General features: G+C 73.3%; 17 protein-coding genes. 8 read left to right on the top strand and 9 right to left on the bottom strand.

Going from position 1 to position 18,313, the window contains the following annotated elements; genetic code table 11:
- The first annotated feature begins 13 nt into the window (after positions 1-13).
- On the top strand, positions 14-1,822 hold the full coding sequence (locus OVA02_RS03140) for a PQQ-binding-like beta-propeller repeat protein (RefSeq protein WP_157485183.1): 1,809 nt from the start codon (positions 14-16) through the stop codon (positions 1,820-1,822).
- A gap of 30 nt (positions 1,823-1,852) precedes the next feature.
- Here the strand turns inward: OVA02_RS03140 and OVA02_RS03135 are convergent, their stop codons facing one another.
- Both OVA02_RS03135 and OVA02_RS03130 read right to left on the bottom strand, forming a co-directional pair.
- Positions 1,853-2,374 carry a GNAT family N-acetyltransferase gene (locus OVA02_RS03135; protein WP_162234587.1) on the bottom strand — a complete coding sequence of 174 codons (522 nt, stop codon included), beginning with the start codon at positions 2,372-2,374 and terminating at the stop codon, positions 1,853-1,855.
- A gap of 67 nt (positions 2,375-2,441) precedes the next feature.
- The gene (locus OVA02_RS03130) at positions 2,442-2,597 is read right to left on the bottom strand and encodes a hypothetical protein (RefSeq protein WP_156155614.1); all 156 of its coding nucleotides are present in this window, start codon (positions 2,595-2,597) and stop codon (positions 2,442-2,444) included.
- A gap of 230 nt (positions 2,598-2,827) precedes the next feature.
- Here OVA02_RS03130 and OVA02_RS03125 point away from each other — a divergent pair, with 230 nt between their 5' ends.
- Positions 2,828-4,486: a PQQ-binding-like beta-propeller repeat protein gene (locus tag OVA02_RS03125; protein WP_267659240.1), complete on the top strand. Its 1,659-nt coding sequence runs from the start codon at positions 2,828-2,830 to the stop codon at positions 4,484-4,486.
- A 42-nt stretch (positions 4,487-4,528) separates the two neighbouring features.
- Here OVA02_RS03125 and OVA02_RS03120 read toward each other — a convergent pair whose 3' ends face one another.
- The 4 genes from OVA02_RS03120 to OVA02_RS03105 all read right to left on the bottom strand — a co-directional run bounded on the left by OVA02_RS03120 (position 4,529) and on the right by OVA02_RS03105 (position 11,672).
- Positions 4,529-7,462: a glycosyl hydrolase gene (locus tag OVA02_RS03120; protein ID WP_267659239.1), complete on the bottom strand. Its 2,934-nt coding sequence runs from the start codon at positions 7,460-7,462 to the stop codon at positions 4,529-4,531.
- Positions 7,459-9,534, bottom strand: a complete 2,076-nt coding sequence (locus OVA02_RS03115) for a glycosyltransferase family 2 protein (RefSeq protein WP_235452281.1) — start codon at positions 9,532-9,534, stop codon at positions 7,459-7,461. The genes OVA02_RS03120 and OVA02_RS03115 overlap by 4 nt, the downstream gene beginning before the upstream one ends.
- A gap of 538 nt (positions 9,535-10,072) precedes the next feature.
- Positions 10,073-10,963 carry a hypothetical protein gene (locus tag OVA02_RS03110; protein ID WP_123571355.1) on the bottom strand — a complete coding sequence of 297 codons (891 nt, stop codon included), beginning with the start codon at positions 10,961-10,963 and terminating at the stop codon, positions 10,073-10,075.
- Positions 10,964-10,988: 25 nt separating this feature from the next.
- Positions 10,989-11,672 (bottom strand): hypothetical protein, encoded by a 684-nt coding sequence (locus OVA02_RS03105; RefSeq protein ID WP_056043822.1) that lies wholly within the window; start codon positions 11,670-11,672, stop codon positions 10,989-10,991.
- Positions 11,673-11,850: 178 nt separating this feature from the next.
- On the opposite strand from OVA02_RS03105, the gene OVA02_RS03100 reads away from it, so the two are divergent.
- Positions 11,851-12,294 carry a hypothetical protein gene (locus tag OVA02_RS03100; RefSeq protein WP_043596785.1) on the top strand — a complete coding sequence of 148 codons (444 nt, stop codon included), beginning with the start codon at positions 11,851-11,853 and terminating at the stop codon, positions 12,292-12,294.
- A 68-nt stretch (positions 12,295-12,362) separates the two neighbouring features.
- Here the strand turns inward: OVA02_RS03100 and OVA02_RS03095 are convergent, their stop codons facing one another.
- Positions 12,363-13,403 carry a glycosyl hydrolase family 18 protein gene (locus OVA02_RS03095; protein WP_056043825.1) on the bottom strand — a complete coding sequence of 347 codons (1,041 nt, stop codon included), beginning with the start codon at positions 13,401-13,403 and terminating at the stop codon, positions 12,363-12,365.
- Positions 13,404-13,477: 74 nt separating this feature from the next.
- On the opposite strand from OVA02_RS03095, the gene OVA02_RS03090 reads away from it, so the two are divergent.
- Positions 13,478-13,807 (top strand): DUF3140 domain-containing protein, encoded by a 330-nt coding sequence (locus tag OVA02_RS03090; RefSeq protein WP_056043833.1) that lies wholly within the window; start codon positions 13,478-13,480, stop codon positions 13,805-13,807.
- A 57-nt stretch (positions 13,808-13,864) separates the two neighbouring features.
- Positions 13,865-14,539: an SDR family oxidoreductase gene (locus OVA02_RS03085; protein WP_056043834.1), complete on the top strand. Its 675-nt coding sequence runs from the start codon at positions 13,865-13,867 to the stop codon at positions 14,537-14,539.
- Positions 14,540-14,710: 171 nt separating this feature from the next.
- Here the strand turns inward: OVA02_RS03085 and OVA02_RS03080 are convergent, their stop codons facing one another.
- Positions 14,711-14,923, bottom strand: a complete 213-nt coding sequence (locus tag OVA02_RS03080) for a hypothetical protein (protein WP_043596779.1) — start codon at positions 14,921-14,923, stop codon at positions 14,711-14,713.
- Between the two features lie 87 nt (positions 14,924-15,010).
- On the opposite strand from OVA02_RS03080, the gene OVA02_RS03075 reads away from it, so the two are divergent.
- Entirely contained in the window at positions 15,011-16,459 is a 1,449-nt protein-coding gene (locus OVA02_RS03075) for a glucose-6-phosphate dehydrogenase (RefSeq protein ID WP_267659238.1), read from the top strand.
- A gap of 163 nt (positions 16,460-16,622) precedes the next feature.
- On the opposite strand, the gene OVA02_RS03070 is transcribed toward OVA02_RS03075, so the two are convergent.
- Positions 16,623-17,453, bottom strand: coding sequence for a transglutaminase-like domain-containing protein (locus OVA02_RS03070; RefSeq protein ID WP_267659237.1), 831 nt, complete (start codon positions 17,451-17,453; stop codon positions 16,623-16,625).
- A gap of 113 nt (positions 17,454-17,566) precedes the next feature.
- Here OVA02_RS03070 and OVA02_RS03065 point away from each other — a divergent pair, with 113 nt between their 5' ends.
- Both OVA02_RS03065 and OVA02_RS03060 read left to right on the top strand, forming a co-directional pair.
- Entirely contained in the window at positions 17,567-17,863 is a 297-nt protein-coding gene (locus tag OVA02_RS03065) for a hypothetical protein (protein WP_043596776.1), read from the top strand.
- A 62-nt stretch (positions 17,864-17,925) separates the two neighbouring features.
- Positions 17,926-18,225 (top strand): hypothetical protein, encoded by a 300-nt coding sequence (locus tag OVA02_RS03060; protein ID WP_192123020.1) that lies wholly within the window; start codon positions 17,926-17,928, stop codon positions 18,223-18,225.
- The last annotated feature ends 88 nt before the right edge of the window (positions 18,226-18,313 follow it).

Here is an 18,313-nt window from a genome sequence, read left to right as displayed (position 1 = left end):
CGAGGGGGGCATCGTGGACGGACGACCGTGGCAGCCGACGCGTCCCGAGCGCCCGGCGGCAGCCCGGGAGGCGCGGGCCGGCTCCCCGGCGACGCCCGCCTCCGCGACCGGTCACCCCGACGAGCACGCAGCCGACGTCGATGCTCGCGACGGGTACGACGGGGTGGAGGCCACCGGAGCAGGACGGCGCGCGGGGCGACCCCCGCTGCAGGCGGTCGGACGCCGGACGGGTCGTGCGCTGCGCCGGGGGTGGAGCCGCGCCTCCCGGGCTCGCCGCCTCGGGCTGACGGTCGGCGCCGTCGCCGTGGTGACCGCGCTCGTCGCCGGCGCGGGCCTCGCGATGCAACCGCGGTACGACGAGCCGGTGCGCCCCACGATGCTCGTCGACGACCTGCGGTCCGAGCCCACGGCGACCGTCTGGCGGACCGACCTGGCCGGTGCGGCCACGCCCGGCATGCCCTCGGGGTGCGCCTACTACGCGTTCGCCGGGATGGTCGGTGACGACGCGCTCGTCACCGCCCAGTCGGCCGAGCAGTCCGACCGCTGCGGGGGTGCCGGAGGGCGCCTGGCCCGGGTCGACGGCGACACCGGTGACGTGGTGTGGAGCGCGAACGTGGCCACGGCCCTGGGGCGGGCCGTGCGGTCGGTCCGGGTGACGCCGGACGCCGACGGACGCACCGCCACCCTGGTCGTCGAGGTCGACGCGGGTTCGACCCTGGCCCGGCTGGACCTGCGGACGGGCGAGGTCACCGACTGGTCGTCTGCGGTCGAGTCGTCAGATCCCGACCAGGTGACGCGCATCGAGGAGGTCTCGACGACGACCGTCCTCGTCTCGCACCAGCCCCGGACGAGGTTCGGGCCCGACGGCTCGGGGCCGACCACCGACGAGGGCGACGTGACGGGGTACGAGCTCCGTGCCCTCGACGCCCCCGACGCCGTGTCGTGGCGAGCCGACGAACCGTCGCAGGCCACCGTGAGGCTCGTCGACGACGAGTTCTACGTGCTGACGACGGCCGGCGACGGATCACGGGTGATCGACGCCGCCACCGGTGACGTGCACCGCCTGCCGATCGACGACGACACCTACGGCTGGCCCGAGGCGGCCGGCGACCACGTCGTCGTGACGCTCGCCGCCCCCTCCGGGCAGCAGCTGGTCGCCTTCTCGCAGGACCGGCCGGGCACCGTGGACTGGTCCGCCGACCTGTCGGGCGACGCCTCGCTGATCGTGTCGGACCGGTGCGTCACGGTCACGGCCCCCGTCGTGAGCGGCGACCCGGTGGTCGCCGGGCCGAGGGGCTCCGACGACTCGGGCGACACCGCCGACGCGGGCGACACCGCCGACGCGGACGGACCCGTGGGTCGGAGCGCGGTCACCTGCCTGTCGCCCTCGACCGGCGAGACCGTGTGGTCGACCACGGTCCCGGTCGCCCGCGGACAGACGGTGCAGTCGGGGTGGAACCCCTCGCCGAGCTCCGCCTTCGACGACGTGCAGGTCACCGTCTCACCGTCCAGCGACTTCGGCGACGAGACCTCGACCGTGACGACGTTCGACGCCCACGACGGGCGCGTGGTCTTCGAGGCGACCCTGCCGGGGTACTCGGCACCCCTCGCCCAGGGCCGCACGACCGTCTACCAGCAGACCTTCGGGGTCGACGGGCGTCTGGCGATCGTCGCCCTCGACCGGTCGAGCGGCCGCGAGCTCTGGCGGACGTCGCGTGACGACGTGCTGACGTACGAGTTCTGGGGGCAGCACCTGGTCGTCGTGACCCAGGACGGCGTCGTCCGACGCCTGGCCGATCCGACGGCGGTGGCCGACCGCTGACGTCACGGCTGCGGCGCCGACGAGCTCGGCTCAGAGCAGCCGGTCGAACCGCTGCGTGGGCCGCTTCAGCAGCGAGTGCTCGAACGGGTCGCCCGCGGCCACCCACCCCTCGCTCTCGTAGAGCCCGACCGCGGCGACGTTGTCGAGGAGCGCGTGCAAGGCGACGCGGTGGTGGCCGAGCGCGCCGAGCTGGCGGGTCGCCTCCCTCAAGAGGGCACGCCCCAGCCCGCGCGCCTGGGCGCCGGGCCTGGTAGCCAGCAGGCCGACGACGGGGGCGTCCTCGGGGTCGCCCGGCAAACCGCTGCCGGGCCGCGTCGCGAGCACGAACCCGTCGACGCCACGAGGCCCGTCCACGTCGGGCCCGTCCACGACGGGCGCGTCCGCGACCAGCCAGACGACGCCCGCGCCGAACTTCGGCCGGGCCCGCTCGGCGACCCCATCGAACGCTCGCCCGTCGCGTGCAGCACACGCCGCGACCCAGACGGCCAGGCACGCCTCGACGTCGGCCGGCACAGCACACCGCAGTTCGTGCACGGCACCGCGACTAGACACGGTGGGATGCACGAGACGCGGTGCGGTGCCACACGACCCGGTGCGACACGACCCGGTTCGACACGGACTACCCCCGCACCAGCAGCGGGAACACGAACACCGCGAAGAGGAAGAACGCCGCCATCACGCCGAACACGACGTAGGTGCCGCGGCCGACGACCCGCTGACCGGAGGCCTCCCGGCGCTGCAGCACGCGGCGACGGTAGATCACCTGGATGACCACGAGCACGACGATCGCCAGGGCGAGGATCGAGATGACGACGGCTTCGATGGCGCGGCTCCTTCGGGGACGGGCGACGAGAGGGCGAACGGGCGGCGCCGCTCGTGCACCGGCGGGCGGGACCGGACGGCCCGCACCAGCCTAACGGCCGACCCCGGGAGCCCAGGAGGCGCGGGTCGCGACCCCGGGACCGCTCACGGCCCGCCCGCACGCCCGCCTCGTACCATGGCCGGGTGACGGACGACGCCCGACCGAGCGACCAGCCGTTCGCGCGCGCCCGCCGCCGCGGGGCCGCCGTCTGGCACCGCGCCTCCCGCCCTCGCCGTCTCGCCCTCGTGGCCGCCGCGGTGGTCGCCGCCGCGGCGCTCGTGACCACCGCCGGCCTGGTCGAGGCACCGCGGTACTCGTCGGCCGCCGCGCTCGACGGCGTCGTCGGCGACGACCTGCGGCACGAGCCCGTCCCCGGGTCGTGGACGCTGACGCCCGCCGACGTCGGCGTGCCGGCGGACCAGGGTCGGTGCCTGCTCTGGCAGGCGGAGCCCGCGGTGGGCCCCGACCGGCTCGACGGCGACGTCCTCGTCAGCGCCGGCGGTGCCGCGGGCGACGACGGCAGGGGCACGAGCGCCGCCACGGACGTCGGCGCCGACTGCCGCTTCGACGGCGGCTTCGGCAGCACCGCGCAGGCCGTCAGCCGGCTCGCCCGGGTCGACCCCGTCGACGGCACCGTCCGCTGGTGGGTCGACCTCGGCACCGAGCTCGACGCCGGCAGCGGCTTCGTCCAGGTCTGGCCCGCCGACGGCGCCACCGACACGGCCCTCGTCTCGACGCTGGGCTTCGGCGGGGACGGGTTCGCCTCGTCGTACGCCCGCCTCGACCTCGGGACCGGCGAACTGACCGACGTGACCACCTCGCCGAACGGGCGTGCGCGCCTGACCGACGCCACCGCCTCCTGGGCCCTCGTCTCGAGCGACCCGCAGTTCTCGTACCAGGACTCCCGCGTCTACTACGACGCGGAGCCCGGCACGGGCGAGTTCTCGCTCTACGCCGCCGACGACCTCGACACCCCCGTGTGGACGGGCGAGACCACCGGCAGCCAGGACGAGGCCCTGACCCCCGACGGTCTGCTCGTCCTCGACGGCGGGACCATCACCGCGGTCGACGGACGCACCGGCGAGACGCACGACTGGGGGCCCGACCTGCCGACCGCCACGACCCTCGTCGTCGACGGCGACCTCGTCGTCGTGGGCCTCGACCCGGCGATCCCCACCTCGACCGACGACACGGACGGCACGGTGGTGGCGCTCTCGCTCGACGGGCGCGAACTCTGGCGGCACGGCTTCCGCCAGGACCGCGGGGTGCAGGCGACCGGCGACTGCCTCGTCTTCTCGACCACGCCCGGGGTCGTCTGCGTCGACCGCCGCACGGGCGCCGAGCTCTGGACGACCCCGCCCCGCGACCGCCGCCACGGGCTCGCGCGGGTGACCACCGACCCGGCCGGCGACCGGGGGTCGCTCGTCTTCGCCCAGACCTGCGAACCAGGAGGCGCGGGGGCGGTGTCCGGCGACCTCACGTCGGACGAGGCGGCCCAGCGCACCGTCCGCCTGCTCGACGCGGCGTCGGGCCACGAGCTGGCCCGGGCGGTGGTGCCGGGCGAGTCCCAGATCGCGCTCGTCGGCCGCACGACCGGCTACGCCACGACCGCCTCGAGCGGTCGCACCTCGACCGTCACGGCCTTCGACCTGTCCGACGGCCGCCGCCTCTGGCAGCTCGACACCGAGCGCGACCAGCTCGGCTTCTGGGGCGGCACGCTCGTCGCGAACCACCCCGACGGCAGCGTGCAACGCCTCGTCGACCCGGTGCGCCTGGTCGAACCGGTGCGCCTCGTCGGCTGAGCCGGGCCCGCCCTCGCCGACCCGCGCCTCCTGCGCTCGGCCCTACCGCGCCCCGGCGGTCATCACGTAGGCCATCGCGTAGGCCCGCGAGTTGCCGTCGTCGATGCCCGTCTCGGGCAGGTCGGCCAGTGCCGTCAGGGCCGCCGCGGCCTGGTCGGGCCCCTCGAGGGCCGAGTACATCAGCACGTAGTCGCCGAGCGGCCGGTCGAAGCCCGAGGCGCTCGCCTCGTCGACCACGCGCGCGATCTGCCGGGCGCCTCCGCCCGCCGACGACGTCAGGTACGACACCGAGGTCGGGCTCAGCGGGATCAACTGGATGCCGGCGATCGCCGACGGCTCGGCCGAGAACCAGGTGCCGTAGTCGCGCTTGCCACCCCAGGTCAGCGAGACGATCGCGTGTCCGTAGCCGGCGGACGTCGGGCCGGTCAGGTCGGGGGCGAGCCAGTAGGCCAACGCCGACGAGGCCTCGCCGCTGAGCATCCACGACGCCTCGTCGCCGAGCGCGTCGTCACCCGTGGCCGCGGCCCAGAGCGACAGGCCCGCGTACGCGTTGACCGCCTCGGACGACGACTCCTGGTTGTTCCCGTCGGCGAACGGCGAGTAGCCCGAGGCCCAGCTGTGCGACCAGTAGGGGTCGAAGGCGCGCCGGTCGGGGAACGACCCGTTGTCGGCGCCCGAGGCGATGTCGGCGGCGAGCAGGTCCATGACCGGACGCCAGCGCTCGGCCAGTTCGGGGTCGTCGGCCGCGACGACGCCGGCGGCGTAGAGGAAGTAGCCGTAGTGGAAGTAGTGGTCGTTGAACTCGTCCGAGCCGAACGACGCCGCCTTGCCGACGACGCCCTTCACGGCGGGGTCGTAGACGAAGCACTCCTGCTCGCGCGTCTCGCAGCCCGAGGGGTCGGTCCACCGGTCGAGTCGGTCGACGACCGACGTGCGGAGGGTCTCGGCCGACGCGTCGTCCCCGAGCTGCCGGGCGAGCTGCAGGAGCATCGCCGACCGGTAGAGCGCCTTGCCGCCGTAATAGGTGTCGACCGGCGTCTCCGCCGTGCGGGCGACGTCGACCTCGACCTGGTCCTCGAGCTGCGTCCTCTGGTCGTCGCTCAGCCCCGAGAGGTCGAGCCCGGTCGAGGCCGTGGTGACCGGTGCGTCGAACGCCAGCGTCGAGCCGATCGACAACGGGACGGTGCCGTAGATCGTGTCGTAGCCCAGCCCGGTGCCGCCACCCGTCGCCGCGTCGCCCATGTGCGGGGCCGGGACGAGCAGGGTGTCTCCCCCGGCCGCCGTCTCGTAGCCGAGCTCGGTGGTCGACACCGCCGACGACCCGGACCCGGAGGCGCGGTGCGCGGTGGTCACCGACGTCAGCGGCGAGGCGGCCGCGTCGAGCACCGTCCGCACCTGCTCGTCGGTGGCCCCGTCGGGCAGCGGCACGAGGACGACCGAGCCGCCCTCGTCGAGCCGGACCGCCGTGCCGTCGAGGCCGCCGTCCGTCACGGCGACGCCCCACGTCGTGCTGCCGACGGTGAACGTGCCGCGCCCGTCGCCGACGGTCGTGACGGCAGTCCCGAGGGTGTCGGTCTGCGCGGTCGCGGCGGTGTACGAGACGACCGGCGAGCCCTCGGCGACGGTCGTGTGACCGAGCACCGCGTCGCCGTCGAGGTGCGCGACCGTCACCGAGACGTCGTCGTAGGCGCTGATCTCGGTCGCCGAGGCCTGGACGTCGAGGGTGACGTCGGGCAGGGCGGGCGAGACGATCGCCTTCTCGGAGGCCACCGGCACCGGGAGTCCCGCGGCGAAGCCGGCCTGCGTCAGCTGGAACGAGATCGGGAACGGGAACACGGGCGTCGGCTCGTCACCGAAGACCAGCCCCGAGAACCAGGTGTTGGTGGGCGGGACGAGGCCGTCGGCGAGGCGCATGGTCGGGACGGTGCCGACCGACTCCTGGGGCAGGGCGGCGACCAGGGGGTCGACCTGCGAGGCGGGGAACACGTCGCCTCCGGCGTCGGGGCGGCCCGTGGTGTCGGCGTCCGTGTCCGAGCCGCCGGTGCAGCCGGCCAGCACGAGCACGCCGGCCGTGCCGAGGGCGACGCCGGCGAGGACCCGGCGGAGGGTCGGGAGGCGCGGGGCGGGTCGGATCTCGACCCGCGCCTCCCGGGGGTGACGAGCCGGCCCGGAAGCGATCGGTGATCCCGAACGATCCCGTCGGCCGGACCGACCCGTCGTCTTTCTCCGTGCGCCGGGGATCGTCAGACCCCGATCTGGCGCAGGAAGTCCTGCATGGTGTCCACGGGCCCGGCGAGGATGCCGTCGTCGCGGAGGTGCATGGTCGCCTCGACCGGCGTGCCGCTCGCGACGAGGCCGTTGTAGGCCCCCTCGCTCAGCTGGTCGCTGACCACGCGGACGGTGGCCGCGGCCGCGCCGTCCTTGGTCTGCACGCTGACCAGGTCGACGCTGCCCTCGACGACCTGCTGGTTGGGCCAGCATCACGTCGACGGTCGCGCCGTCCTGGATGCGCTCGTAGTCGCGGGGAGTGAGCGTGAAGTCGGCGTCCACGAAGAGCGTGCCGGCCTTCTCGATGGTCGCGACGGACGTTCCCGAGCCGAGGAACCCGCCCTCGCGGACGTCGAGCTGCGACAGCGTGCCGTCGACGGTGGCCATGAAGGTGATGGTGCCGTCGTCGTCCACCGTGTAGGCGTCCGTGTCGGGGACGACGACGTCGTCCGCGAGGTCCTTCTGCAGCGAGGGGCTCTGCAGCGAGAAGAGCACGTCGCCCTTCTTCACCCGGTCGCCGACCTCGGCGTCGGTCGAGGTGACCGTGCCGCTGTAGTCGGTGCCGACGGAGAAGTCCTGGCTGGCGATGGCGGCACTGGTGCTGATGACCTGGGCCTGCCGCTGCGTGAAGATGACGGTGAAGACGGCCACGAGGGCGAGCACCACCAGGATGCCGACGGTCATCTTGATCCTGTTGCCCCAGGTCATGAGACCACCTTCTCTCGGTCGTTCGTGTCGTGTCGGTCGGGTCCGGACACCGGTCCCGCGTGCTGTGTGTGCGACGCCTCGTCGCCGTGCTGCGCCTCGTGGGCGTGCTGGTCGTCGGCCACGGCCAGTCGGGCCTCGAGCAGGTGACGCCGCTCGTCGTCGCGTCGGCGCTGCTCGAGTCGCTGCTCGGACGACAGCTCGAGGAACTCGTCGTGGCTCCGGGGCAGGGGCCGGGCGACCTGGGTGCGGAGGGTCTGAGTCGCCACGGGCCCGGTCGTGATCGGACCGGCGACGGTCGTGCGAGCGCTCGACCCCGAGCGGGCGGCACGCTTGATGGCTCCGGCCTCACGCAGGGCCGCGAGCAGGAAGGCCGAGAGCACGGCGGTGTTGATCAGGTTCCAGACCGTGGCGAGCGTGAGCACCCGGTTGTCCCAGTCCCGCCAGATCGCGACGAGCGAGGTCAGCGACAGGAAGAGCCAGAACAGCACCTGGGGCACGAGCACGTTGAACGGACTCGACGCCTTGCCTCCGCCGGTCACGTGCCAGGCCGTGTCCTTGCCGCTCAGCACGTTCCACAACGCCTTGACGTAGATCGGGAACGACACCGACGCGAGCATCAGCACCTCCCAGCGGAACGACCCGAGCGTGAAGAAGGCGAGCGCGATCTGCAGCAGGTAGAAGCCCGAGTAGAAGAGCAGCCACTGCAGCACCGAGATGTGCAGGTTCATGGGGCGCAGGTCGAAGAAGATCTCCATCGGCGGCACCATGATCAGCAGCAGCGGGGCGATGCCCGTCAGGTAGTGGGTGGCCGTCAGCGTGTACTGGAAGCGCTGGTCCATCGTCAGGGTGCGGCGGGGGCTCAGCGGGTTGTGCCGGAAGAGGATCTCGAAGCCGCCGGTCGCCCAGCGCAGCTGCTGCTTGCTGTACGCCTCGATGGTCTCGGGGGCGTCGCCGATCGCGAGCGTCATCGGGATGTAGATCGAGCGCCACCCGGCCTCGTGCAGGAACAGGCTCGTCCAGACGTCCTCGGACTTCGAGTCGGTGTCGATGCCGCCGACCTCGTCGATCGCCGCACGGCGGAAGATGACGTTGGTGCCGACGCAGAACGCGGCGTTGAACCGGTTGCGGCCGGGCTGGATGTACCGGTAGAAGACGGCCTGCATGTAGCCGGCGCCGCGGCTGACGATGCTCACGAGGTTGCCGTACGACTGCGGGGTCTGGACGAAGGCGACCTTCTCGTCGATGAAGAACGGCACGGTCTCGTGCAGGAACATCGGCTTGGGCACGAAGTCCGCGTCGAAGATGGCGAAGTAGTCGCCCTTGGCCACCGACAGGGCGTAGTTGACGTTGCCCGCCTTGGCGCCGTGGCTGGTCAGCCGGCGGATGTACCGGGCGCCGAGCCTCGCGGTGAGGTCCTTGACCTCGTCGCTCCGACCGTCGTCCAGCACCCAGGTGCGGTGCGCGCCCTGCATCGCGACGGCGGCCTGGACCGTCATCGCGATCTTCGACAGTTCTTCGCCGTAGACCGTGACGAAGACGTCGACGACGACGGTCTTCCCGTCGACGACGATCGGCCACAGGTGCGGCTGGTCGCGGACGCCGAGCCGGTCGATCGCGTCCTCGTCGTAGAGCGTGTCCTGCGTCGAGTGGAAGTCGAAGTCCCGGGGGTTCTGACCGCCCGAGAGGATCGTCCACATGGCCAGGAGGGCCTGCAGCACCAGGACGGCCTCGGCGATGATCACCGCGACGTAGGGCAGCAGGTCACCGCGGTTGGCGGGGTTCAGCAGGAACTGCCCGTAAAGCAGGATGCCCATGGTGCAGGCGAGCACGAGCAGCACCATGAAGGGTGAGTGGGCACGCCCCTCGGTGCGCGAGACGACCGACGCGTGGTGGTCGCTCGTGATGCGCGTCGTGGGGCGTGCCCGCGATCCCCGCTCCTCGTCGTGGTGTGCCAGGCGCCTCAGTTCGCTGCGCGAGCGAGGTGCCACGTCGAGGGCGGGGCCGGTGTCGGGTGCACCGGTGTCGGGTCGGTTTTCGGCGTCGCTGTCGCGGACGCGCATGGTTCGGGACATGCGTGTTCTCTCCGGGTTCGGGTCTGAGAGACGACCGGACGCCGGCGGCGGTGGGTGACCGCCGTCGGACGTCCGGAGGGGCGTCGGCGACGGCGGCGACTCGAGGTGACGCGCCGGGGTGGGCGGCGGTCGGGTGGGAGCCAGGGGCTCCCGTTTCGGGTCCGTCGACTGCGAGCGGTTCGGGCCACTCGATCGACGGGTTCGCCTCCGGTGTGGGCCTTTCGGGGGACCGTTCCGGGGACGTGTCGAAACAGTACAGGGTCGTTCCTGCCGATTCGCGACACCCGTTCGGGGGGTACGCCCCCTCGAAGGGGTCACAGGCCGCATGGACAGCGGGGAGGTGACACCCGTCCCGGCCCGAGGCTCACCCGTCTCACCCGTCCGGGGGGCACGCCGCGGGGCGGGTGGCACCGACCCGGGCGGGCGGGCCGAGGAGGCGCGGGTGGTGTCCTCGAGGACGGCCACGCCCGGGCGTGTCGCAGGCCGGTGCCGTCGTGGGCAGTGCCCGTCGCGGGCCCGGCCGCGTCCCGGCCGGGCGTCAGACGGTGAGGTCGGCCAGCCAGCCGGCCAGGAACTCGGCCCCGGCCTCGTCGTGGATCGCGCCCGTCGAGCTCGTCAGCACCGGGTACGGCGTCGCCGGCACGCCGTCGGCCGGGCGGACGTCGACGTGCGCGACCGCGTGACCCTGCGCGTGCAGCCAGTCGGCCATGGCGTAGTCGCTGCGCGAGTCGCCGACCGTGCGCCAGGCGAGCGGGGGCTCGCCGTCGGCCGCCAGCAGCTCGAGCGCCCGCTCGGCCCCGAGGTCCTTGCCGAGCCGCACCGACTCGATGTCGGTCGAGATGATCGTCGGGTCGACGCGCCACTGCACGGCCCCGGAGGCGTCGGGCCGCACGTCGTCGAGTCGGCGCACGCCGAAGCCCCGGCGGACCAGCGCCTGCATCGCCTTCTCGTCGAGGTCGCGTTGCCGGCCCAGGTAGGTCGACGACTCGACGCTCGTGAGCTGCTCGATCGAGACCATCGCGTGCTTGGTCGTGTCGTAGAACACCAGGTCGGCGAACTCGTCCGCCACCAACGCCTGCATCTCGGCGCCGAAGTCGGCGGGCATGGCGAGCGACGAGTCGACCTCGATCGGGCCGATGCCGTCGACACCGTGCTCGGGGCCGATCGTGAACCAGACGGCACCCTTCTCGCAGACGCCGTGCACCCGCGCCCCCTCGGGCAGGCCGGCGGCGAGCAGCGGACCGACGACCTCCTCACGGATGAACGCGTCCGAGCGCCCCGTGTTGAAGACGATGGGCACGCCGAGGGCGGCGAGCGCCACGAGGTCGCGCGTGATCGCGGGCAGCGCGATGCTGCGGGTCACGGGGCTGGCGATCGGGCCGTCGACGTCGAGGAGCAGGCCGAGGCGGGGTGCGCTGGAGGAGGTCACGGGACCATCCTCGCAGCAGGTCCGGCTACGGGGCGGTCGGCAGGGACGGCATCGTCTGCACGAACTCGGCGAAGGCCACGATGAACACCGAGAACGCGACGACGATCGTGATCAGGTACACGGCGATGAAGAGCCACAGCGGCGCGAGCCCGCCACCGGTGCGACGCTTCACGACGACCGAGCGACCGACGACGTAGACGACCGTGAGGAACGCCCACGGCCACGGGAACGGCTTCACGATGCCCCGGGCCGTCAACGCCCGGTGGTCGAGCCAGGCGAAGACGACCGTCAGTGCGTAGACGAGCAGGCCGATGCCCATGTAGGCGAGGTAGCCCGGCGTGAAGGGCGACTGGTAGACGCCCGGGGTGATCGTGGCGGTGCGCTCGAGGTAGTCGCCGACGTCCCAGAAGGCGAGCCCGATCAGTTGCACCAGCGGCAGCAGGACGAGCACCCAGACGAACGGCGTCGAGGTGCTGACGCCGGGGTTGGTGCCCTTGAGCGGGTCGGCGTACCCACCGGGCCCGGGGTAGGGCTGCTGCCCCGGCTGCTGCGCCTGGGGGTGCTGGCCCTGGTACGGCGGGGAGTACCGGGGGTCCTGCTGGTTCTGGGAGCTCCGGGGGTCCTGAGGGGTCTGGGGGTTCTGGGGGGTCTGGGGGTTCTGGGGGTTCTGGGGGTTCTGCCAGGGCTGCTGGCCGGGGGCGTCGCTCACGGTGTCTCCGTCGTCGTCGTGGGTGGGCAGGTCGGGTCGTCGTCGCGCGTCGGGCCGCTCTCCGGCAGCGTAGTGCGGCGGCTCGACTCGGCGCCCGCTCCGGTTTCCGCCTGTGGACGGACCTGTGAGGGCAGCTCGGGTGGGAGGATTGTGGGAACCCCTCGACAGGAGATCACCCGTGGCGTCGCTCCCCCTTTCCGTCATCACCGCACTCGAGGCCTTCGCCGCGCCCGATCGCAAACAATCCGTGCACGACCTCGCCGTCGACCCTGCCGGCCCCGAAGAGCAGGCCCTCGCCGACCTGACCGGGTCGGTCGAGTGGGTCGACATGGCCGTCGCCCACCCGCTCGGTCCCGACCGCAGCGACCCCGAGGGCATGCGCCGACTGCTGCAGGCGATGGGAGCAGAGGGCCGCTGCGCCGTCCTGTCGGCGTCGGGTTCCGAAGACGACCGCGACCTCGGCGGCGCCCTCGACGGCGTGCTGCACCAAGAAGGCGGCGCGCTCGTCGTCTGCCGTCCGGGTCCGCTCGCGTTGCTGATCACCGGCCGCGGCGAACACTGGCTGCTGAGCGACCGGGACATCCCCCAGCTGACCGGCCCGATCGGCGTCGTCACGCCGTAGGCGGCACCTCCGGCGGCGATCCGGCACGAGCCGCATCCGTGGCCGCAGGGCGGCCCGTCGCCCGGACGTCAGCCGCGGCGGATCGGGTCCCCCGTCGTCAGCTGCCAGATCGCGACGCCGTGGAGCCCCTTCGACTCGGCCAGATCGGCGCGCGCGGTGATCGAGCGACCATCCGACCACCAGAGGGTCGAGCCGTCACCGGGCGAGGCGGTGTACTCGGCCTGGTCGGCGTCCCACGAACCCGTGGACTGCGCAGCGGTGCGGGCCTCGGCGACCGTCAGCGCGCCTCCTGCGGTGCCGTCGCCCGTCCACCGGTAGCCGTACCCCGCGACGCCGAGGTCGAGGCGGTCGGCCGGGACGGACTCGAGTGCGGCGTCGAGGACCTCACCGACCCAGGGCAGGCCGCCGACGGGCCCCGGTTCGCTGAACCCGGCGCCGTGCTGGTCGTAGGCCATGAGCACGAACCGGTCGACGGAGTCGGACAGGGCGGCGAGGTCGTAGCCGAGGTCCGCGTATCCCGCCGGGTCGGCGCTGGGCTGCAGGGCCATCGAGATGCTCGCGTCGTCGGGCAGGGCGTCGCGGAGCTCGGCGGCGAAGTCCACCAGCCCCGGGGCGTCCGCGGCGGAGAGCGACTCGAAGTCGATCTGGACGCCGTCCCAGCCGCCGTTGACGACTTCTCCGGTGAGGCCCGACACGACGAACTCGCGGTTGGCCCGGCTCGACAGCAGTTGCGACGCGAGCTCACCGCTGAAGCCGTCCTGGCCCGCGTTGACGACGAGCAACTCGGCCTTCCCGCCCGCCGACTGGGCGGCCTCGCGGAGGGAGTTGGCGGACTCGTCGCTCGGTGCGACCCCGGCCCCGCCGGTCGTGATCGCGACGCCCGAGACGCCGACCGTGTCGATCGCCGACCCGCTGCGGTCGAGCGCCTCGACGGCGGCCGTCGTCGCGTCGGGTGAGGCGATGGCGTAGCCCTCGACCGCGAGCCCTGCCGGGATCTTCGCCTGCGGCGCGACCGTCGGGTTGTTCCCGTCGGCCGAGCACGACGACATCGTGACCGCGAGCGAGGCGGCGAGCAGCAGGGCGGCGGTGCCGGCGGTCAGGGTGCGCACCGTGCCATCTTCGTCGATCCGGCGGAGCGGTGCGGTGCGGGGCGGTCCCGTCCGGGGCGTGCTTGGCTCGTCGCATGGCAGACGACGGACGACAGCAGACCTGGGACGAGTTCCACGACGACGTGAACATGACGGCCTCGACGCTGCGCGAGTGGCTCGACACCGACGAGTCGCGCGAGGTGGGGCAGAAGGACGGCGGCGAGTCCGTCGGGCACGAGAGCGGCCGGCACATCGTGCGCATCCTCGAGAAGAAGAAGGCCGACCTGACCGACGCCGACTGGAAGCACATGGAGAAGGTCCACGGCTACGTCGCGCGCCACTCGAAGCAGCGCCCCTCGGGTGACGTCACCGACACGAAGTGGCGCTGGTCGCTCATGAACTGGGGCCACGACCCGCTGGCCTGACCGGCGACCGGCCCGACCGGGCCGACCGGCGGCCCGCGGGACCGGCAGACTGGTCGGATGAAGACCGCACTCGTCACCGGGGGCTCGCGGGGCATCGGCCTCGCCGTCGTCCGCGACCTCGCCCGCACCCACCACGTGATCGTCCACGGACGGGACGAGGAGGCGCTGCGGGCGATCACCGCCGACCTCCCGTCCGCGACGGCGTGGGCCGCGGACCTCTCGGGCCCGGCCCTCACGGTGCCGCAGCTCGACGGGCTCGACGTGCTGGTGCACGCGGCCGGCGTCATCGGCGGGCGCGCCGTCGCCGACACGGAGCGCGACGACTGGCGGCGCGTCTTCGAGGTCAACGTGTTCGCCGTCGCCGAGGTGACGCGGCAGCTGCTGCCGGCGCTGCGGGCGGCGCAGGGCACGGTCGTGTCGATCAACAGCGGCTCGGGGTTCACGGCAGGGCCCGACGGCAGCACCTACGCGGCGAGCAAGTTCGCCCTGCGCGCGCTGACCGACGCCCTGCGCGAAGAGGAACGTCCGCACGGCGTCCGGGTCAGCTCGGTGCACCCGGGCCGCGTCGACACCGACATGCAGCACGAGTTGGTCACGGCCGAGGGCGGCACGTACGACACGTCGCTCTACCTCGAACCGCAGTCCGTCGCGGACGCGGTGCGGCTCGTGGTCGACCTGCCGCACGGGGCGACCGCCGAGGTCGTCTCGGTGCGCCCCACCCGCCGCGCCTAACCCGCCGGGCAGCGAGGCCGGACGGGTGTCGCACCGCCGAACGAGCATCGCACCGCCCACTTCGGCGGTGCGATGTTCATCAGGCGGTGCGACGCCCATCGGGTGGTGCGGACCGCGGGTGGTGCGGACCGCGGGCGGTGCGGACCGCGGGTGGTGCCGACCGCGGGTGGGTCAGCTGTAGTCGTGGCCCGAGACGCCGAGGGACCGGTAGACGTACTCGCCGCCCTCGCTGGCGTCGTCGTCGAGCTCCCACATCAGGTCCTCGCCGTCGGAGGCCCCGGGACGCGTGACGCTCTTCTGCGGCAGCCCGTCGATGAGGGTGAGTTCTTCGGTGGTGGTCTCGTCGTGGCCGACGAAGCGGGCGGTGTAGGTCTGGTCGCTCATGGCGTGGACGGTACGCCGGGTGCTCCGAGGCGGTCCGTGGCACCCCCTCCCGGGCGCGGCCGGGCGTGGCCCACTACCGTTCACGGCATGAGCGAGAAGAAGGCCCCCGAGCCGGCGACCCTGTTGATCCTGGGCGCGAGCGGGGACCTCGCCGCGCGCCTCCTGATGCCCGGCCTCGGCGGCCTGTTGTCGATCGAGCCTCCCCGGCGCGTGCAGCTGATCGGCGCCGGCGTCGAGGAGTACACCGATGCCGAGTGGAAGGCACGCGTGAAGACGTCGTTCGACAGCGTCCACGCGAGCGGCCCCGCCGTCGACGCGTTGCTCGAGTCGACCACGTACATCACGGCCGACGTGACCGGGGCCGACGGCCTCCGCGGCCTCCTCGAGGCCTGTGACGCGCCTCCGTCCATCTACTTCGCGCTGCCGCCGGCCATCACCGAGAAGGCCTGTGCCGCCCTCCGCGAGGTCGACCTGCCCGAGGGCACGGCGCTCGCCCTCGAGAAGCCGTTCGGCACCGACCTCGCCAGTGCGAAGAAGCTCAACCGGGAGGTGCTGAAGCTCGTGCACGAGGACCAGGTGCACCGCGTCGACCACTTCCTGGGCCGCTCGACCGTGCTCAACCTGCTCGGCCTGCGGTTCGCGAACCGCCTGATCGAGCCCATGCTCAACAACCAGCACGTCGAGAGCATCGAGATCGTCTACGACGAAGAACTCGGCCTCGAGAACCGCGCGCGCTACTACGACCACGCCGGCGCCATGGTCGACATGATCCAGAGCCACCTGCTGCAGGTGATGGCCGTGCTGACGATGAACGCCCCCGCCACGCTCGGCGCGGCCGACCTGCGCGACGAGAAGGAGTTGGTGCTGCGCGCGACCCACGTCTGGGACGACGACGCCGTCGCGAACTCCCGCCGTGCCCGCTACGGGAAGGGCGAGGTGGACGGCCGCACCCTGCCCGCCTACGTCGACGAGGACGGCGTGGACGCGTCGCTCGAGACCGAGACGCTGGCCGAGGTCGTCGTCGAGGTGGCGAACTGGCGGTGGGCCGGCGTGCCGATCCTGCTGCGCTCCGGCAAGGCCCTGGCCTCGCGTCGCCGCGAGATCGTCATCACGTTCCGGCCGCCCACCCACGTCCCGAAGGAGTTCGTCGGCGGAGGCACCCCCGACCGCCTGCGCATCGCGATCTCACCCGACGAGATGTCGCTCGAGCTGAACGTCAACGGCCCGGGCGACTCGTACGACCTGTCGCGCGCCTCCCTGCACGCCGACTTCGGCGCGGCCGACCTGACGGCGTACGGCGAGGTGCTCGAGGGCATCCTCGACGACGACCCGACGCTCTCGGTGCGCGGCGATTCGGCGGAGGAGGGGTGGCGCATCGTCGCCCCCGTCGTGAAGGCCTGGAAGTCCGGCGAGGTCGCGATCGACGAGTACCCGGCGGGGTCGGCCGGACCGACGTCCTGGCCCGCGGGCGTCCACCAGAACGAGCCCGCCGTCCGCGCGCGCGAGGGCGCGAAGCTGGCGCACCGCGAGGACTGAGCCGGGGTGCCGGCAGCGGCTCGCCGCCACGGCGTTCAGCCCTCACCCGCCACCCGCCACCCGCCACGGTGTAAACAGGCCGCCACACGATCTCATGGCGGGCTGTTTACATCGTGGCGGCGTGGGTCGTGTCCCGTGCAGGAGGCGCGGTGCCGTCGGGCGGTCAGCCGAGGCTGACGAAGGTGCTCACGTCGTCGCGCGGCAGCTCGTCGGCGACGGCTCCCACCTGCATGCCCGCGACCGTGACGCGGCCGCCGTGGCTCGAGAGGAACGCCGTGTCGGAGGCGTCCCGTCCGGTGGCGATGCGCAGGAGCGTCTGACGCGGGGCCAGCCCGGTCGCGTCGACCACGTGCCAGGCACCGTCGACGTAGGCCTCGGCCACGGCGTGGAAGTCCATCGGCGACAGGCCCGGGGCGTAGACGCTGACGAGCCGCGCGGGCACGTCGAGCCCCCGCAGCAGGGCGATCACGAGGTGCGCGTAGTCGCGGCAGACGCCCTGCCGGTCGAGCAGGGTCTGCACCGCGCCGTCGGTCGGCGCGCTGGCCCCGGGCACGTAGGCGAGGTGCGAGCCGACCCACGTCGCGACCGCGGCCAGCAGCTCGCGCCCCTCGAGCCCGCCGAACTCGGCGCGGGCCGTCGGGCTGAGCGTGTCCGACTCGCAGTAGCGGCTGGGGCGCCGGTAGCGCACGAGGTCGAGGTCGTCGACGGCGGGCTCGTCGAGCCGTCCGTCGACGACGACCCGGTAGTCGACGGTGACCCGGCCGGCCCCGACCTCGCACAGGTGGAGGAGGGTGCCGTGGTGGTCGTGCAGCTCGCGGACCTCGAGGGGTGCGCCGTGCTGGGTGACGGCCAGCGCCTCCTCGGTGATGCGGGCGGTGCCGGCCTGCGCCACCGCGTCGGGCGCGGCGTAGGCGCGGGAGGCGGCGATCGACAGGACGAACTCGGCGGGGCCGTCGACGTCGAACTCGAGCCGGGCGGACGCGGTGCGCTTCATGACCAGAGGGTGGCACGGTCGTGAGTCGAACGTGTTTCGGGGTCCGCCGTGAAGCGGCTGCGACCCTGCTGGGACCGTCGCTCGATGTCGGTGGTGGCGGGTTGGATGAGCGCATGCCCTCGTACCGCGTCACGCTCACCGTCGGCACCCTGCGCCCCGGGGTGCGGCCCGATTCGGTGCTGCCCGCGGCCGCTGCGAGTGCGGCCGGGTTGACGACCGTCGAGGCCAGCGACGTCACGCTCGTGCGCGGTGAGCCACGGTTGGTGGTGCGCTACGAATGTGCCGCCGACGAGCCCGCGCACCGCATCGGGGCCGTCGTCGAGGCGACCGTGGGCGAGCTGGCCGACGTGGTCCAGGGACGCGTGACGCGCCGCGACGGCGGGGCGTGGACGCTGGTGGGCGCGGTCTGACCCGGGTGACGTCGGGCCGGCATCCCTCGATGCGTGGGACCCGCCGCGCGTAGGCTCCCGACATGGGGACGACGACGCGGACGCTGCTCACGACCACTGCTCGCACGGGGGTGGCCGCGGCGACGGTCCTGCTCGTCTCGGGGCTGCTGACGGCCTGCAGCGACGACGACGGCGACCCCGTGGTGACCGTCAGCCCGAGCGTCAGCCCGTCGGCGACGCCCGAGAGCCCGACACCGGCACCCGCGCCTCCCACCGACGGCATCGTGACGCCGTCGCCGGGCCCGACCAGCCCGAGCCCGCGTCCCACACCGGTCACCACCGACAAGCCCACCGACCGGCAGACGATCCCCCCGCAGAACTAGCGGTCGCGCCCCCGTGGCGCGGCAGTACGCCCCCGTGGCGCGGCATCGCACCACGAACTGAACGTCGCACCGCGGATCTCCGCGGTGC

The sequence above is a fragment of the Frigoribacterium sp. SL97 genome (assembly GCF_026625765.1).
GTDB lineage: Bacteria > Actinomycetota > Actinomycetes > Actinomycetales > Microbacteriaceae > Frigoribacterium.
The sequence above is the reverse complement of the archived record's forward strand: the minus strand, read 5'-3'. Positions and strand labels throughout refer to the sequence as shown.

Excerpts from the sequence above, each read along its gene's own strand:
- OVA02_RS03090 (WP_056043833.1), top strand. The coding sequence starts at position 13,478 with ATGGCAGACGACGGACGACAGCAGACCTGGGACGAGTTCCACGACGAC.
- OVA02_RS03060 (WP_192123020.1), top strand. The coding sequence starts at position 17,926 with ATGGGGACGACGACGCGGACGCTGCTCACGACCACTGCTCGCACGGGG.
- OVA02_RS03080 (WP_043596779.1), bottom strand. The coding sequence starts at position 14,923 with ATGAGCGACCAGACCTACACCGCCCGCTTCGTCGGCCACGACGAGACC.
- OVA02_RS03085 (WP_056043834.1), top strand. The coding sequence starts at position 13,865 with ATGAAGACCGCACTCGTCACCGGGGGCTCGCGGGGCATCGGCCTCGCC.
- OVA02_RS03115 (WP_235452281.1), bottom strand. The coding sequence starts at position 9,534 with ATGTCCCGAACCATGCGCGTCCGCGACAGCGACGCCGAAAACCGACCC.
- OVA02_RS03120 (WP_267659239.1), bottom strand. The coding sequence starts at position 7,462 with ATGACCTGGGGCAACAGGATCAAGATGACCGTCGGCATCCTGGTGGTG.
- OVA02_RS03070 (WP_267659237.1), bottom strand. The coding sequence starts at position 17,453 with ATGAAGCGCACCGCGTCCGCCCGGCTCGAGTTCGACGTCGACGGCCCC.
- OVA02_RS03075 (WP_267659238.1), top strand. The coding sequence starts at position 15,011 with ATGAGCGAGAAGAAGGCCCCCGAGCCGGCGACCCTGTTGATCCTGGGC.
- OVA02_RS03065 (WP_043596776.1), top strand. The coding sequence starts at position 17,567 with ATGCCCTCGTACCGCGTCACGCTCACCGTCGGCACCCTGCGCCCCGGG.